Here is a 15,951-nt window from a genome sequence, read left to right as displayed (position 1 = left end):
TAGTGAAATCAAAATGTTACGTTAAGCCCGAAGGTGAAATTGCGTGATAACGGATATGCGCCGTAGTCTTCACCTTGTACGCCAGTCAACCCTGCCTGATTGTTGACTTCCGGATTGTAACCGATGTATTTGGTGTTAGTAAATAAATTGGTTGCTGAGGTATATGCCCGGAGAGACTGGAATTTAGAACCTAAAATGCTTTTAGGGAACGTGTAGCCCAAAGTAATACTTCTCAACCTGATGTAAGACCCGTCCTCAACCTGGAATGATGAAGGACGGTTATTTCCTCCATGTAAATCTGTTAGTCTGTCCGCTCGTGGAATTACACCGTTTCCTGGATTTTCAGCTGAGATCCATCTTTCCGTCCAGTCCGCATAAGAGTTTGTAGCAGCCTCTCCATTCCCTAAATGTCTTCTGGTCAGGTTAAGAATTTTGGATCCTTGTACACCCTGAAAGAACACGCTCAGATCGAGCCCTTTGAAACTAAACCTGTTGGTGATACCCCACATATAATCAGGCATATAATTCCCGATAACCGTGCGATCACTTGCGTCTACCTTTCCATCAGCGTTGACATCCTTAAATTTAAAATCTCCGGGACGCGCCGCTGGTGCCAGCGCATCTTTTGGCGCTGCGGTAATTTCGTCCTGAGTCTGATATATACCTTCCACCACATACCCATAATAGCTGCCGATTGGTGCGCCTATTTGCGTAACATGGCGGATACCCGCGCCACCAGTACTCAGGATCGGATCACCGGTTGGCCCTAATTTCAATACTTTATTTTTATTGGCAGAAATATTGAGATCAGTCGTCCATGTGAAACCGCCTACGATATTGCGACTTGAAATGGTCAGCTCTACACCTTTGTTTTCAACTTCGCCAATGTTTTGAAGAGCAGTTGTAAAACCTACGGAAGCCGGAACCTGGACATTCAACAAAAGGTCGGACGTCGTTTTTTTATACCAGTCTGCAGAAACAAACAACCGGTCGCGAAATAAGCCCAGATCAAAACCTAAATCAACCTGCGTCGTCTTTTCCCAGGTCAGCTTATCGTTATTGATTGTTATCGGCGCGATACCATTGACAAGCACATTGTTAAGTACATAATTAAAGGGACTTAACAGGCCGATTGCCGCATAGTTAGGAATCAGAAAGTTGCCAGTCTTACCCCAGCTTCCACGCAATTTCAAGTCACTGACAAAGGCTATACTTTTCATAAAAGACTCCTCCGACAATCTCCATCCTGCCGAGAATGAAGGAAATGTCCCGGTTTTATTTCCAGCTCCAAAACGCGAAGATCTGTCAGAGCGGATCGTTGCAGTAAGCAAATATTTGTCTTTGAAAGAATAGTTTACCCTGGCTAGTGCTGATACCAAGGACCATTCCTGGCGGTTGTCTCCACCACTGGTTACCTGACCTCCGCTGATCGTTGGCGAAAGATCATCCGGGTGATTTTGGGCATAAACCTGATTTGCATCCAATCTATCTTTCTGCGCGCTATATCCTATAACAGCTGAGACACTATGATCTTTACCAAATCTCTTATCGTATGAAATTGTATTTTCTACGAGCCAGTTGTAATTTAGTGAGGCATTAGATTGTGCATAAGGATCTCCAACCGTTGCATTTCTGTTCAAAAATGCCCGTGCCATGTAAAAAGAACGGTTATAGCTATTCACATCGACACCGGTATACAGCTTGTATTTAAGCCCGCTCAGAATTTCATACTCTGCAAAAACATTGCCAAAAACCCTAAACTGGCGAAGCTCATCCGTCACGTATTTTATAATTGCCAGCGGATTGCTTGCAGCAGTCATATTGGCTCCGCGCCCATCGGCGGTCAACAAGTGCGACTGGTTATCGGTCTGGTTGATAGTCCCATCAGCAAGGTAAGGTTTTACTGTCGGGGAGGTTACAAGTGCTGAATAAACGATTCCCGGGGGATCAGCGAAATAAGGTGCTCCGGCTGGAGAACGTTGGGTGTTGGTAAAAGATGGACTTAATCCAAAACCAACCTTTAATTTTTTCACAGGACTGGCTTCCAGATTGGCCCTGAAACTATATCTCTTAAAGCCGCTTCTGTCGATAATGCCTTCCTGATTGTAATAACCTCCTGAAAAATAATAGTTCACATTGTCGCTTCCTCCTGATACTGATGCATTATAGCTTTGGACCGGAGCTGAATGAAAAATTAATTTCTGCCAGTCTGTGTCTGTGCCGTCAGGATTTGCATAATCGTCCGGTATAAAATAACTTCCGTTTGTAGTTTTGGTATAACGTGTGGCATTGCTGTCGTTGATATTAGCACCAGTGACGTCCTGGAGATAGGCGTTATTTTTCGAGTCAAATACATAAGAGGTTAACTCCGCCGAATTCATCAGCTTTACCTTGTTGGCAACCGACTGCACTCCGTAATAGGCGTCAAAACCAATGATGGGTTTAGAGCTTCGTTTTCCCTTTTTGGTTGTGACCAAAATCACACCATTAGATCCTCTTGATCCATAAATGGCTGCCGCTGAGGCATCCTTTAAAACTTCGATGGATTCAATATCATTCGGATTAATTGTTCCTAGTGGATTGGAAGCCGGTAGCGCAAATGCGGTGGTCCGGCGCGTTATATCGCCTTGGATCCCTGCATCCATATTTTTGGTTACCGGAAATCCATCAATTACATACAACGGTTCATTTCCAGCTGATACCGATCCCAGGCCACGCACCCGGATAGTAGTAGCCGCTCCAGGCTCTCCACTTGGTTCCTGAACCTGCACACCGGCTATCTGCCCCTGAATGGCATTCTCGAAGCTTGTTACCTGAATTTCTTTTATATTTTTAGCTGATATAGAGCCGATTGAACCTGTGATATCGCCTTTGCGCTGCGTACCATATCCTACAACCAAAACTTCACTTAAACTGCTTACCGACGCAGTGAGCCGCACATTCAATGCGGTCTGATTATTGACCGCAACCTCTTTGGTTTCATAGCCGATGAAAGAAAAAACCAGAAGCGAATTCGGCTGGACAATCTCAATTGAATAGTTTCCATCGTGATCAGAAACCGTTCCTTTGCTGCTTCCTTTTATCAGGATACTTACTCCGGGCAGCACTTCACCTTTTTCATCGGTGACTTTACCTTTTACCACAAGGTCGGAAGGCCTTGACTGCATATTTGTCCGGCTTACCAAACTTACTAAATCCGCCTCTACTGAAACATGTTCGGGACTTCCAGAGGCTGATTCTATTTTTTCTTTCAAATCCTTCTTTCTGACAACATAAGCCCTCTTACCAGCCTTCCTAAATTCCAGTCCATTTGGGGCCAGCAAGGTTTCCAATTGCTGCTCCAATTTTGCTTCATTCGTCCTATTATTTATGGTAACAGAAACTCCATGAAGGGTGGACTCCTCGAAAACGATACTCACCTGATATTTTCTACCCAGGTCGAGCAAGACGTCTTTAAGTTTAAGGGTAATCTGGGTGTTCTGCTGCACCATTGCAGCGGTTCCTGATGTTCGGACATACGCGATATCCTGAGCAGCTCCGATGCTGGCAATCAAAATGCCGGTACATACAAGCCACGTTCGTAGAAATGTAGAGTTCATAATTCATAAGATTTGGTAGTACGCAGTTCTATATAATCTGATTTTTGGGTAATTTCTATTTCAAGTAGTGCTGATAAAATCTCAAAAAGCTCATCGGCATCCCTGGCTTTATAGATGCCTCCAATACATGTTTTAGCCAGATTCTTGTCTGGTATTTTTACCTTAACATCAAATCTTTCCTGTATTTGCCGGGCTACTTCTGAAAGCTGCGTATTGTCAAAATAGAAGGTCTGTTCTTTCCAGGCAGTAATGGCCAGGGTTTCTTTGGGCACTGTTACTTTAAAATCTCCGTCAGCGTTTGCTGAGAAATAATTCCCAGGCTTCATATAGAGGCGTTCGCCCTTGGGTAGTTCAAGCCTCACCTTCCCTTTTGTGAGATATACCCTTTTCCCGCTTTCTCTTGAAAAGGCTGTAAACTCAGTACCCAACACTTCAATCTGATAGCCATCACCCATCAATACCCGGAACCTTCGGTTATTTTGCAAGTGTCTCACTTTGAATTCCGCTTCTCCCAGAAGCTGCACCTGACGGGCTTCATTTCCAAAACCAAACCGGGGGACTTTCAGTGTTGAATTTGAATTTAGTATAACCTGCGTACTGTCAGACAACAAAAAACTCGAAGTTTGTCCAATCGGTGCGGTGTAAATCTTAAAAAAAACTTGCTCCCTGATTATAAATGTTGTCAGCAGCAAAAGAGATACGGCAGCCGCTAACCACCAAATGGATTTTGTAAAAAATGAACGGACTATTCTCTTTTCTGAGATCGCAATATGTTTCGGTATGTATTCGCCGTTTCCATCTAGCAACAAATCAAAATCTTTCTGTGCCTTTTGCCGGTCAGGGGAAAATTGAGGATGCAATCTTTCCCATTCGTCTACACAGCTATAAAACACCTCTTCATTAGCGCTGTTTTCAAGCCATTCTTCAATCAATTTCCTTTGGATAGAGGTTGTCTTCCCATCGAAAAAAGCAAACAAAAACTCCCTGGTTATTAATTCTTTCATGAAAAGTTGATGTATAGTAATCGGAATATAAAGATGGGATCGTGTTTCAGAAAATGGGAACCAGCAAAAAAACCAGAAACCAATTATCTCTTAGTTCGGCACGAAGCCTTAGCAGTGCCCTGCTCACAAGCGCTTCTACTGCTTTGATACTGATGTGCATTTCTGCCGCTATTTCCTCATACTTCATGCCTTCTACCCGTTTGAGAAGATATGCCCTGCGGCATTGCGGAGGCAGCTGCTGAATAATCCATTCTACTTTGATGTGAAGCTCAGAATACAAAAGCGCGTCATCGGGATTGACGATCTTAGAGGCAGTTGTTAGACTAACTGAATCAAGAGGTTCTGTTAATTGAACCTTCCAGCGCAGATAATTGTAGGCCCTGTGCCGAACCGCTTTGTAAAGGTAAGCACGGTATGAGCAGGTGACATGATCAAAACTTCGCTCCTGCCAGAAGGAGGCAAATAGCTCTGAAACAATATCTTCTGCAATTTCCTTTGAATGGACAAACCGAATGGCATGACTGCAGAGACTTTCGTAATATCGACAAAACAGCAGCGAGCAACCCATTTTTGGATTGACAGCAAATGTCTCTCGAAGGATTCGTTCATCGTCAGTGGTAATGACTATTTTATCAGTAAAAAACGGAATGCCCTGATCCGTTTCAGATCTGAATTCCTCGAAATCACTCGATGTTTTGCTAGTCATCCGGCAGGTGTCTGTTACGAGTTAATGGGGTCACTCCTATCAGACAAGTTTTTGATAGTTTCCCCTATATTCAACTTATAAAAAAGTTGGCATTAAGAAAATAATACAAAATAATAAATTGAACAATATTTATTTAACAAAATTTAATTAAGTAATTATCCAATTTAATTAATAAATACAATTCTCGATTTTGGGGGTAGCAGGATATTCAAGCCGCAAAGCGCATTGAATCGAATTTTAAAATATAAAGCCCGGAATTTTACCAGATGTAGTGGCTACAATTGTTTGGAGTCAGAAATAGAAATCAGAAAAATCGGTTAATTTTACAAGGCAATCGATGAGTGATTGGCAACCTGACGATAATTTTCTTATCATGCGAAACCTGTTAAGTGCAGTACTAATCATTTCTATCGCAATCTGGATTTCTTCCAGTTCTGCTCCTAACAAGAAGATCTCTGAAAAAAAAGTCGTTACCGGTGCTGAGCAGGTCGACCAATATTTACATTTGTTAAAAGGAAAAAGAATTGCCGTTGTCGCAAACCCTACTACCATCATTGGGAAGAAACATCTGGTGGACAGCCTTAAAATTCTCGGCGTTAATATTGTAAAAGTATTCGGACCAGAGCATGGATTTCGCGGAAATGCCAGTGCAGGCGCACATGTAGATGACGAAACTGACGCCATAACCGGGATCCCCATAATCTCGTTGTATGGCAAAAAAAATAAGCCGACCAAACAGGACCTGGCCGACGTAGACATGATCGTGTATGATCTGCAAGACGTCGGGGTTAGATTTTATACCAACATAAATGCACTGGCACGTTTAATGGAGGTGTGTCATGAAAATGGTAAGCAGTTGCTTATACTGGACAGGCCCAACCCAAATGGCTACCTTGTTGACGGTCCAATCCTGGACATGCAATTCAAGTCTGCCATTGGCATGTTTCCAATACCGATGTCGCACGGCCTGACTGTTGCAGAGTTTGCGCAAATGGCTAACGGCGAAGGTTGGCTGACAAACAAAGTGAAGTGCGGGCTTAAAATCATTAAGGTACGCAACTACACACATGACACCCCGTATACCCTGCCCGTCAGCCCTTCTCCAAACTTGAATACCCAGCAGGCAGTGCTTTTGTATCCATCAACATGTATGTTCGAAGGCACCTATCTCAATCACGGCAGAGGAACCCTTTTTCCTTTCACGGTTTTTGGCAGTCCTGAATTGAAAGGCATCTATAAGTTTTCCTACACCCCTACCAGCATCAAAGGTATGGCTGAAACGCCGCTGCATATGGATCAAATCTGTTATGGAATTGATCTTCGGGATTATGATGTAGACAAGCTTCGAAAAAGTGGAAAAATTAATCTTCAGTGGATAATCGAACTTTATAATGCTTATCCGTACAAAGAAAAGTTCTTCGATTCTAAATTAAGCAAGGAAATGAATACCATCGAACAGCAGATTGGTGTCGGGACATTCAGGCAGCAAATCGCTAGTGGCACGCCGGAAGCGGAAATCCGTGCCAGTTGGGAGCCCGGACTAGGCGCCTACAAAGAAATGCGTGAAAAGTATTTACTCTATAAATAAGTAAGATGCGACAACCAACTTGTCTTGCTTAACTGTTAATCTTCATTTCCTGTTGCATGGCATTTTTCATAGCCCTGTCCATCATTCGTTCGGGCAGCAATGAGATTAAATAAGTCTGAACGGCGTGTGGCCAGTAAGGGATCACACTTTTTTTGCCACAGCCAACTACACCCAAAACTTTCTTAGCAAAAACCTCGCTGGATGGTCTCAGGAAACTGATCTGTTTTTTGTTGGAGCCAGTATGGACGCTACCTGTTAGTATCGAAATGGTTTCAACATTTTCCAATTCTACTGAAAGTGATTTAGAGAATGCATTGTTGTAAGCCTTCGTTGCTGCGTAAACGGCAAGGTATGGCGGTGGATAAATCCCGGCATAAGAGGATATGTTCAGTATAAGTGCTGGTCCGAAAAAAAAGGGAATCAGATTGTTGGTCAAATGGGTAGGGAAAAGAATATTCGCATTAATGGTCGCATCAATTTCGGATTTAGAAAATTGAGAAAACGCTTTAATCGGCCCAATGCCAACGTTGTTGACAAGCACCGTGATCGGAAGATTTTTGATTGCGGAGATATCCGGCAGGTTGTTCAAACTGCTATCATGAATGAGTAAGCGGACTTCCAATGCAGGATTTATTTCCAAAGCTTTCCTGTTCACTGCTTCTAATTTACTTACATCTCTGCCATGCAGTACCAAATTAAATCCTTTACAAGCCAGTGCTAATGCTATGGCTTTGCCTATTCCGTCGGTAGCACCCGTGACAACTGCGTAAGCTCCATCCGTTTTATATTTCATAATGGAAGAAGGCTTTATATAAGTATAGAGGAATTTCAAAAGAAGATAAAGCCGGTTAGTTAAGGCAAGTAGCCCTATGCCGATTACAATATAACCTGGTGTGATTTGATGCATAGTTGCGTTGTTATTGTTACAAATGCAAAACAACAATACAAGCGCCCCCGTACCAATGGCAAAATGATTGTAAGCGGTGGACTATTCGCGGTACATCTGTCTAAAATACATCGGAGACATACCTGCTCCTTTTGTGAAAAAGCGTGAGAAATAATGATGATCTTCAAAACCGAGTATAGCAGAAATTTGCTTTACGGAACAATCCGTATAGAACAAAATCCGTTTGGCCTCGATGACAATTTGCTGCTGTATCCAGTAACTTGCCGGAAAACCTGTCACCCGTTTTACTGCCTCGTTAAGATAGGACGTTGAGATATTCATTAATCCGGCATACCCCGAAGGCGCCCGCTCCGTTTTGTACAATTGAGATAAAAGTCTTCTGAACTGCTTGGTTATAATTACCGGCCGAAGTTGGCTACCGTGCGTAGAATCATCATCCATATCAAACGCACCTGCAATCAGAGCAATACAGGTATCGGTCAGAGAACGGCTGATTTCTGTTTGAACATTGCCTTTTGCAGTTCTGGATATTATCTCTATTAGCAATTCAATAATCTTCTCCAAAAGAATTGCATCAGTCGCACTCAAGGTGACAATTCCTTGTATCGGGACTTTTTCTTCAAATATAGATTGCATGGAACCCTTGATCAATGCTGGTTCAATGGCAATGAACAGAGCTTCAACATTTTTTGCTGATATCCCCTGATGAACCTGTCCGGGTAGTATGCAAAGTATTGAGCAGCCGTTAAGCGTTACCTCGCTAAAATCAACCATAATCCTGCTTTGGCCCTGAAGCTGGAAAACAAATACGTAATGGTCATCACGGTGGGCAGCTTTTAACAACATATCCTGATCATCTGCCTGTTGGAATCTCGTAACGCTCAGCCCGTTTCGGGTAATTTCTTTCAGAAAGAGAATTGGAATTTCTTTTTGATTCTTCATTATCATGATAATAACCAAGCGGCAAGGTAGCCAGAAAATGGTTTGATTTACACCCGGAAGTTTTTCAGGCGTTGCCCTACATTACCAAAAGTCGCTATCCAACTCAACTATCTGTTGGTTAGTGCTGCCGGTAGTATCGATACGTTAATGATCTATCCATAGAGCTGTGTGGAGATCGGCTGCTCTGCAGTTAGATATAGTAAAATAATGTGACCATCGCCTTATTCGGTTAGAAGGAATTAATCAGATGCAAGCGACACGAACAACTGATTATTCAACGCATTAAAAATCATTCAGATGGTCTCGAATACTGTCGTTTTTATGCACTGAATTACTCACCCATTATTAACAATAATTGAAGAATATTTGGTATTCGACAAAAAGAAAACTCCTGCAAACTGTTGATCGGCAGGAGTTTTACAGCGCGATATTTGATATTTTTATTTATCCATAAAATACTAACTAAAAATTAAACCCAAAGTGAAATCCTGGTTCTCCGAAGATGAATTTAGACCATTTATCATCCATCTGTTTAAATCCATCAGGCAATTTTGTGTGATAGGCACGGTGGGTAATTGCAATTGATGGTTGAATAAAAAATCTGTCTTTAAAAAGTTTGATGTGATACCCAACACGGTAAGTATTGAAAATCTGAAAACCTTTATCATTTTTTTTGCCGCTTTCCTTCACAAAATCTTGCAAAGAAGGCATTACATTAAGTTCGGCATATAAAACCTTTCCAAAAAAATCGTTGGTAAGCCACTGATAAGCCATATTCACGGACATACCCCGGAAATTTTTCTTCCTGCTTTCCGTATGATTTGTTAAAAAACGGGTTAATTCCATTCGGCCAGGCATATTTCCAGGTTTTTGGTTCTATTGTAATCACATCTTTTCCCGTAATTCGATAGCCTAAATTAAGTTGAGCGAAGTTGGGAGGATTAGTAGTAGCCAAATTGCCCAATAGAAAAATAGTGCTGCCAACGAACCATCGTTTGTAAGTGCTGTCTGTTTTAGCATATTGTGCTTTAAGTTGGAGCGTACTTGTCATCATTAAGACAAAACCAATGAATAATATTCTCTTTTGCATTTCTATCCCTTTTATGTTAAACGATAATGCGAAAGTAGATTGGCAATAGGCTTAAAATCGTTCACTTAAGTTAATAAACAGACCTGCAATCTGTTTTCTTTTACAAAATTTTTGGCCTTGAAACTACATAGTGATTGTTATTTTATACCTTAAATCTCGCCGATTGATGTTATCAAGATGCTCGGATTGTCAGTTTAACTACTAAAAATTAAACCCAAAATGAAGCCCTGGTTGGATAAAGTAGTTCGGCCATTTTTTTTCTACTAATTTAAAAGATTCAGGAACATTCGCTCTTACAGGCCAATAACTACATCCAAGGGCTGGTTCAAAAAAGAATCGGTTTTTAAAAAATTTAAATTGGTAGCCCATATGGAAGTTCAGATATAATGTATATCCATTTCCTACCTTTTTTCTATTCTCATCCATATATTTTTCAAAAGCATTCAATGCGTGAATGGATGTATAAACGCCTTTCCACCAGAAACGCTGGTATCCTAATGTCGGTGCAAGTATGCGTGCATGACCGGGATAGTTTTCTCCGGGGGCATCAAATGATGGTCCAAAAGGGATACCTATTGGCCAGGAATAAATAGACCTTTTAAATTCAAAGGAAACGACATCCTTAGCTGTTATCCTATACCCAACATTTAATTGTACATACTCCGGGTTGTTGACTTTGGAAAAATTACCTAACATAAAGAATGAACTCCCAATGAACCACTTTTTGTAAGTACTGTCTGTTTTGGCAATTTGTGCATTTCCACGTAAACTGCTTGCCAACACGAAGGCAAGTCCAATCCATAAAATTTTCTTTTGCATATCTTTTTAATTGAGGTTAAACGATCATGCAAAAATGGATTGGCAATAGACTTAAAATCGTTCACTTAAGTTAAGAAATGGCTTTCAGCTCTTTTTTTCGAGAATTCTTGCTCTTAATCTGCTTAGTGATTGAGGTTTGATACCTAAATAGCTCGCTAATTGGTGTTGTGGAACACGCTGAATAAGGTCCGGTCTATTTTGTATTAAATTCAGATATCGTTGTTCAGGTGAAGAAGTCTTATATTCATCAAAATTGATTTGCTGTTTGGCTAATAATTCTTCCGACATTATTCTACACATTATTTCAAATTTGGGAAATTTACCATTTATCTCTGCTTCCATATCCGAATTGGAAACTGTAAGAATACTGTCTTCAACACAACCGATGAAATATTCGGATGGAGCTTTATTGATAACACAATGAGGTGTTAAGGCGTCCATTTCTGTATAGAAGGCGGTAGTCTTTTCTTCACCATCTATGATGTAATATTTTCGTATACATCCTTTTAAAACAAAATAACAATCTTGTGACTTTTGTCCTTCTCTGAGTAAAGTCGTCCCTTTCTTAACAGAACGAAACAGGTCTAAAGAAACGATTGCGTTCTTTTCATCTTCGGTCAGAGAAATGTATTTTGATATGAAGTCAAATAGTATGTCCTGCATTGTTTTTATATGTCATAATGTTATCAACTTCCATTACACTTGCCGCTAGCTTTAACGTATCTACGTCGTTTTGAGGGTTGTGCAAGTAAATATACGAAAAGCTGCTGCACGTGAAAACATGGTGAATACGACTGTTACAGGAGGAGTTGTCAGGTTTTGTCATTGTGCTGGCATGAAGCCATCGTAAGTTTTGGACTTCGTTATCTGATCATGAAAAGTCTGTAATTTTGAGCGGGCAAGTGTCAGTGGGAGCTTTTCCGTCTTTGGATGCTTTTCCCCGGTAAAGCCAAAGCAGCAGGGATAAATTTTGTTTGAATTTCATTCTCAACACATTTTAAGGTTAGAAATAAATGCTCTGGGAGAACCTTAAATCAAATCGCCTCAATCAAACATTCATTCGGTCACCTAATTTACCAAATCCAAATGGTGACCGAATAGGTGACCGAATGGTTTGATTTATCTTGATTCAGAATAACCTGCTTTTTTGTTAACTGTGCTGAAAATCAATGCATTTTAAACAAGAAAGGCACACTTTCGTGTGCCTTTTGTGATCCCGCTGGGATTCGAACCCAGGACCCATACATTAAAAGTGTATTGCTCTACCAGCTGAGCTACGGAATCAGACAATTTGAGTTGGAATAGCCGAAGCGTTTTCCGTAATTGCGATGCAAAAGTAGAATTCTTAATAGTCAAATGCAAGCCCAGTTGAATAAAAAGATGTTTTTATGGCTTTTTCTGGCCCTAATATTACCTAAATATGAAGCGTTTTCTGCGAATAGAAATGAGTTAAAAAGAGCTGATTCTCTGTTCGCTATGGCGAGATATGCGGAGGCTTCAACACTCTACAAAAAAAATTTCGGAAATGATGAAAAAAATAATCAGAGCCTGCTTTTAAAGCTCGCTTTTCTATCTGAGAAGTCAAATGATTATACTGATTGCCTATATTATTTGAGCAAACTCGCCCTCATAAGCCCGTCCAGAAAACTATTTGAAAAAATGGACAAACTCGCTTCCGAGCAAAATCTGAAAGGATACGAATTCGACGATTATAACTATTTCATCATCTTTTATCGCCGGTATGGCGATTATATTCCGATACTGCTGCTCACACTAGGTGCCTATATTGTTTTGATCATGGTTATGAAAGTCCGTCGAAAAGAACCTATCCTCAGAATTCACAAAATTTCGATTATTTTTTATCTAGGGGCGTTATTGGGCTTGCTGAATATTCCGTCACTTTACAAGACCTGTATCATCGTCAACGAAAATACCTTTTTAAGAGATGAGCCGTCGTCTGCTTCGCAAGTGGTAGAAAAAATAGGAAAGGGACATAAACTGATCATTGTAGGATCTGTCGATCAATGGGACAGGGTTATATGGGATAACAAAATTGTTTATGTCAGACAAAGTGATTTGTGGAATATTTAAAATCGCCACAAGCAAAAAGGAGCTCGCAAGTAAAAGTTTGCGAGCTCCTTTTTTATCTATTACTTTTTATTATTTCTTCTTCTTTTTCTTCTTGTTAGTTTGGTATTCTTCAACCTCCTGCATCAACGCTTTAAGGTCATCCTTGGGTTCTGCACTGAAATCAATGGTTTCTGTATAGTCATTTGCGGTGATTTTTAAAACCTCAATTGGTTTACCTAAGAAGCCTTGAATTTCATCAAGCATCGGCTTTTCTTCCGGACTACAAAATGATACTGCAATACCTTTTTGCGTACCTCGTCCAGTACGCCCCACCCTATGCACATAATTTTCTGCCTGGTCAGGGAGATCGTAATTGACCACAAAATCAACACTGGCAATATCAATTCCTCTTGCACTAACATCCGTTGCAATCAAAATTTTGATATCCCCTTTTCTAAACTGGCTCATCGCTTCCAGCCTGTCATCCTGCACTTTATCGCCGTGAATGGTAATACTTTTAATACCCATTCTTTCCAGTGCCTTAAAAACTCTTTCCGCGCGAACCTTAGTTCTGACAAAAACCAGAATTTTGCTCTCCGGATTTTCACCTACGACACGTTCAAGAAAAAAGCGCTTGTCATCCATTCCAATGAAAGCAACAGAGTGCGTAATGTTTTTTGCAACCTTATCATTCGGAGAAATCTGGATACGGATCGCATTCCTCACCAAGGAATAAGCCAGCTTCTTGATCTTCTCATTAATCGTGGCCGAGAAAAACAAAGTTTGCCGTGTATTTGGCAAAAATTTGATAAGGTCCTGAATATCTTTTATAAACCCTAAGTCCAGCATGTGATCCGCTTCGTCCAAAACCAGAATCTCAATTCTGTTAAGTTTTATATGCCCCTGGCTTACCAAGTCAAACATTCGTCCCGGTGTGGCTACCAGGATATCAATTCCTTTTTCCAATTGGGCTATCTGCGGGCCCTGTTCCACTCCTCCGAAAACACTGAACGTTTTTACTTTTGTGTATTGTCCGATACGATCGAAAACTTCGGTGATCTGGATGGCAAGTTCCCGCGTTGGGACCATGACGATACATTTGATTCCGTCTGGTCTTCCGGTCGATTTCCTGCGGTGTAAAATATCGATTACAGGTATAGCAAAAGCTGCTGTTTTTCCTGTCCCTGTCTGCGCTATGGCAAGCACATCCTCCCCTTTCATTATTGGTTGGATGGCCTTAAATTGTATATCTGTCGGTTTCTTAAATCCGGCCTTTTCCAGACTTCTTTTTATTTCAGGAACAATTTGATAATCTTCGAATTTCATAAATACGGGTATGATCGGGCAAACAATTCTTCATGAGCCCTCATTTAACATGGTGCAAAGATACGCCGTTATTTTGCATTCATATTTTTTTGATTCGAACAGAGCAAAGTCCAAATACCTAAACTGCTTAAATAAGCAATATTTTTAACAGTTTTGCAGTATTATATTTTTTGAAAAAATCAGGCACAAACGTCATTGCAAATCAATCGCCTGTAACAATTTTTCCTATGCGAAAATAAGTCAGACATTTCCATCAAAGAATCGCAGTCTGTTTTTGAGCATTAATATTTCATTTTGCATCGTTTCCACTCGTTTCAGCAAATGGTGCACAACCTCAATACCTTCCAGGTTTATATCAAGATCATCGTGTAAACGTATGATACTTTCCAGCTTTTGCAGTTGAGGAATATGGATGTACTTTGTTTCCTGGATGACAACCGTATCAATTAATCCAGCCTCTCCAAGCGACTGAACAAAGGAATATTCAACGTTATAATTCGTACAAAAAATATCGATTGCGATCAGTTGGTCAGTTTCCATTTTTGATCAGGATTTAGATAATTCCGTAAATAATTCCTTTTGCTTATCGGTCAGGTTCGTAGGGATTTTGACGTTGAAAGTCACGTATAAATCTCCAAACTGCCCCTCCTGTTTATAAACCGGGAAGCCTTTTCCTTTCAGCCGGACTATGCTGCCGTTTTGCGTTTCTGCCTTTACAGGAAGTTTAACTTTTCCGCTTAATGTTTCGATAATGATTTCTCCCCCCAGAACCGCCGAATACAGATCAATATCAACGTTAATATGAAGATCATTTTTCGCGCGTCTGAATTTTTCGTCATTCGCAACTGTGAAAGTAATGAACAAATCGCCGTTAGGTCCCCCGTTGCTTCCTGGTCCGCCGTGTCCCGGAATTTTAATATTCTGACCATTTTCAACACCCGCAGGCACGGTAATACGGATATTTTTTCCGTTCACGTTTAACGTCTGTTTGTGCGTTTCATATGCCTCAGCCAATGTCAGATGTACTTCTGCCTGATAATCCTGACCACGAAAACGGGTTTGTCTGCCGCCACGGGCGCCACCAAATCCTGAAGCTCCTCCAAACATTGACTCGAAAAAATCCGAGAAATTATCGTCGCCGCCGCCATAGTAATTCCCTCCCTGATTTGCAGCCCGCGACTGGCGAGCCTTTTCGTATTCAGCACCATGCTCCCAATCCTTTCCATACTGGTCATATTTTTTCCTTTTTTCAGGATCGCTTAATACTTCATTGGCTTCATTTAATTCCTGAAATTTTTTCTCGGCCTCTTTGTCGTTTGGATTGACATCAGGATGATATTTCCGGGCCAGTTTCCGGTAAGCAGCTTTGATATCTTTTTCCGTAGCACTTTTCTGCACCCCCAATATTTGATAATAATCAACGAAAGCCATGTTTTATTTGATGAAATTATCCGTTACTAAAATATTATTTACAATTTTTTCTTTTTCTAAAACAAACAGATCAAACCTTGGATGTAAGATCTTTAAATATAACCGTTTTGGATTAGAATTTGATCCTTTCAGTTCAATACGAATATTCGGAAAAGTTGATTTGCAAGAACTTCAACATATACATCATCTCGTAAATAAAACGGAATCAGTATTTACTTCCGATCCATCATTTTTAAATACAGATCCTCAACTTTTTTTCTCGCCCAAGGCGTTTTCCTCAAAAATTTCAGGCTTGATTTCACACTCGGTTCGTGTTGAAAACTATTAATGTTGATATGAAATCCCAGTTGCTCCCACCCATAATATTCAACTAACTCATTCAAAATCGCTTCAAGTGTCTTACCATGAAGCGGGTTATTCGGTTGGCCTTCCATGCTTAAAATTTAGTATAATGTTAAAGGTAAAAGGA

15 protein-coding genes and 1 tRNA gene are annotated in these 15,951 nt (G+C 40.7%); 2 read left to right on the top strand and 14 right to left on the bottom strand.

The window, feature by feature from the left end:
- Positions 1-8: 8 nt before the first annotated feature.
- The 3 genes from L0657_RS08145 to L0657_RS08135 are packed head-to-tail and all read right to left on the bottom strand — an operon-like array spanning position 9 to position 5,309.
- Positions 9-3,599, bottom strand: a complete 3,591-nt coding sequence (locus L0657_RS08145) for a TonB-dependent receptor (RefSeq protein ID WP_235150086.1) — start codon at positions 3,597-3,599, stop codon at positions 9-11.
- A complete protein-coding gene (locus tag L0657_RS08140; protein WP_235150085.1) occupies positions 3,596-4,603 on the bottom strand; it encodes a FecR family protein in 1,008 nt (335 codons plus the stop codon). Before L0657_RS08140 ends, L0657_RS08145 begins: the two co-directional genes overlap by 4 nt.
- 46 nt (positions 4,604-4,649) lie before the next feature.
- Positions 4,650-5,309 carry an RNA polymerase sigma-70 factor gene (locus L0657_RS08135; protein WP_235150084.1) on the bottom strand — a complete coding sequence of 220 codons (660 nt, stop codon included), beginning with the start codon at positions 5,307-5,309 and terminating at the stop codon, positions 4,650-4,652.
- 337 nt (positions 5,310-5,646) lie between these two features.
- On the opposite strand from L0657_RS08135, the gene L0657_RS08130 reads away from it, so the two are divergent.
- Positions 5,647-6,897: an exo-beta-N-acetylmuramidase NamZ domain-containing protein gene (locus L0657_RS08130; RefSeq protein WP_235150083.1), complete on the top strand. Its 1,251-nt coding sequence runs from the start codon at positions 5,647-5,649 to the stop codon at positions 6,895-6,897.
- A gap of 28 nt (positions 6,898-6,925) precedes the next feature.
- Here L0657_RS08130 and L0657_RS08125 read toward each other — a convergent pair whose 3' ends face one another.
- From L0657_RS08125 to L0657_RS08100, 7 genes are all read right to left on the bottom strand, one after another.
- Entirely contained in the window at positions 6,926-7,804 is an 879-nt protein-coding gene (locus tag L0657_RS08125) for an SDR family NAD(P)-dependent oxidoreductase (protein ID WP_235150082.1), read from the bottom strand.
- 81 nt (positions 7,805-7,885) lie between these two features.
- Positions 7,886-8,746, bottom strand: a complete 861-nt coding sequence (locus L0657_RS08120) for an AraC family transcriptional regulator (protein WP_235150081.1) — start codon at positions 8,744-8,746, stop codon at positions 7,886-7,888.
- Positions 8,747-9,208: 462 nt separating this feature from the next.
- The gene (locus L0657_RS28040; RefSeq protein WP_310588265.1) at positions 9,209-9,457 is read right to left on the bottom strand and encodes a hypothetical protein; all 249 of its coding nucleotides are present in this window, start codon (positions 9,455-9,457) and stop codon (positions 9,209-9,211) included.
- Between the two features lie 4 nt (positions 9,458-9,461).
- Complete coding sequence (locus tag L0657_RS28035; protein WP_310588264.1) at positions 9,462-9,836, bottom strand: hypothetical protein; 375 nt, start codon at positions 9,834-9,836, stop codon at positions 9,462-9,464.
- A gap of 201 nt (positions 9,837-10,037) precedes the next feature.
- Positions 10,038-10,655 (bottom strand): hypothetical protein, encoded by a 618-nt coding sequence (locus tag L0657_RS08110; protein ID WP_235150080.1) that lies wholly within the window; start codon positions 10,653-10,655, stop codon positions 10,038-10,040.
- An 84-nt stretch (positions 10,656-10,739) separates the two neighbouring features.
- Positions 10,740-11,318: a Crp/Fnr family transcriptional regulator gene (locus L0657_RS08105; RefSeq protein ID WP_235150079.1), complete on the bottom strand. Its 579-nt coding sequence runs from the start codon at positions 11,316-11,318 to the stop codon at positions 10,740-10,742.
- A 548-nt stretch (positions 11,319-11,866) separates the two neighbouring features.
- Positions 11,867-11,939, bottom strand: a tRNA-Lys gene (locus L0657_RS08100).
- A gap of 96 nt (positions 11,940-12,035) precedes the next feature.
- Between L0657_RS08100 and L0657_RS08095 the strand changes: the two genes are divergently transcribed.
- The gene (locus tag L0657_RS08095; protein ID WP_235150078.1) at positions 12,036-12,746 is read left to right on the top strand and encodes a hypothetical protein; all 711 of its coding nucleotides are present in this window, start codon (positions 12,036-12,038) and stop codon (positions 12,744-12,746) included.
- A gap of 69 nt (positions 12,747-12,815) precedes the next feature.
- Here the strand turns inward: L0657_RS08095 and L0657_RS08090 are convergent, their stop codons facing one another.
- From L0657_RS08090 to L0657_RS08075, 4 genes are all read right to left on the bottom strand, one after another.
- A complete protein-coding gene (locus tag L0657_RS08090; RefSeq protein WP_235150077.1) occupies positions 12,816-14,051 on the bottom strand; it encodes a DEAD/DEAH box helicase in 1,236 nt (411 codons plus the stop codon).
- Positions 14,052-14,291: 240 nt separating this feature from the next.
- A complete protein-coding gene (locus L0657_RS08085) occupies positions 14,292-14,591 on the bottom strand; it encodes a chaperone modulator CbpM (RefSeq protein WP_235150076.1) in 300 nt (99 codons plus the stop codon).
- A gap of 6 nt (positions 14,592-14,597) precedes the next feature.
- The gene (locus tag L0657_RS08080) at positions 14,598-15,482 is read right to left on the bottom strand and encodes a DnaJ C-terminal domain-containing protein (protein ID WP_235150075.1); all 885 of its coding nucleotides are present in this window, start codon (positions 15,480-15,482) and stop codon (positions 14,598-14,600) included.
- A 212-nt stretch (positions 15,483-15,694) separates the two neighbouring features.
- Positions 15,695-15,916: a VF530 family DNA-binding protein gene (locus tag L0657_RS08075; RefSeq protein ID WP_235150074.1), complete on the bottom strand. Its 222-nt coding sequence runs from the start codon at positions 15,914-15,916 to the stop codon at positions 15,695-15,697.
- Positions 15,917-15,951 lie beyond the last annotated feature (35 nt).

The organism is Dyadobacter sp. CY345, from assembly GCF_021502725.1.
Lineage (GTDB): Bacteria > Bacteroidota > Bacteroidia > Cytophagales > Spirosomataceae > Dyadobacter.
Note: the sequence above shows the minus strand (reverse complement) of the source record. Positions and strands in the feature narration are given on the sequence as shown.

What these genes read in the sequence shown, in the direction of transcription:
- L0657_RS08120 (WP_235150081.1), bottom strand. Translation starts at nt 8,746, where the DNA reads ATGAAGAATCAAAAAGAAATTCCAATTCTCTTTCTGAAAGAAATTACC.
- L0657_RS08080 (WP_235150075.1), bottom strand. Translation starts at nt 15,482, where the DNA reads ATGGCTTTCGTTGATTATTATCAAATATTGGGGGTGCAGAAAAGTGCT.
- L0657_RS08075 (WP_235150074.1), bottom strand. Translation starts at nt 15,916, where the DNA reads ATGGAAGGCCAACCGAATAACCCGCTTCATGGTAAGACACTTGAAGCG.
- L0657_RS08085 (WP_235150076.1), bottom strand. Translation starts at nt 14,591, where the DNA reads ATGGAAACTGACCAACTGATCGCAATCGATATTTTTTGTACGAATTAT.
- L0657_RS08140 (WP_235150085.1), bottom strand. Translation starts at nt 4,603, where the DNA reads ATGAAAGAATTAATAACCAGGGAGTTTTTGTTTGCTTTTTTCGATGGG.
- L0657_RS08110 (WP_235150080.1), bottom strand. Translation starts at nt 10,655, where the DNA reads ATGCAAAAGAAAATTTTATGGATTGGACTTGCCTTCGTGTTGGCAAGC.
- L0657_RS08105 (WP_235150079.1), bottom strand. Translation starts at nt 11,318, where the DNA reads ATGCAGGACATACTATTTGACTTCATATCAAAATACATTTCTCTGACC.
- L0657_RS08130 (WP_235150083.1), top strand. Translation starts at nt 5,647, where the DNA reads ATGAGTGATTGGCAACCTGACGATAATTTTCTTATCATGCGAAACCTG.
- L0657_RS08090 (WP_235150077.1), bottom strand. Translation starts at nt 14,051, where the DNA reads ATGAAATTCGAAGATTATCAAATTGTTCCTGAAATAAAAAGAAGTCTG.
- L0657_RS08125 (WP_235150082.1), bottom strand. Translation starts at nt 7,804, where the DNA reads ATGCATCAAATCACACCAGGTTATATTGTAATCGGCATAGGGCTACTT.
- L0657_RS08135 (WP_235150084.1), bottom strand. Translation starts at nt 5,309, where the DNA reads ATGACTAGCAAAACATCGAGTGATTTCGAGGAATTCAGATCTGAAACG.
- L0657_RS28040 (WP_310588265.1), bottom strand. Translation starts at nt 9,457, where the DNA reads ATGCCTTCTTTGCAAGATTTTGTGAAGGAAAGCGGCAAAAAAAATGAT.
- L0657_RS28035 (WP_310588264.1), bottom strand. Translation starts at nt 9,836, where the DNA reads ATGCAAAAGAGAATATTATTCATTGGTTTTGTCTTAATGATGACAAGT.
- L0657_RS08145 (WP_235150086.1), bottom strand. Translation starts at nt 3,599, where the DNA reads ATGAACTCTACATTTCTACGAACGTGGCTTGTATGTACCGGCATTTTG.
- L0657_RS08095 (WP_235150078.1), top strand. Translation starts at nt 12,036, where the DNA reads ATGTTTTTATGGCTTTTTCTGGCCCTAATATTACCTAAATATGAAGCG.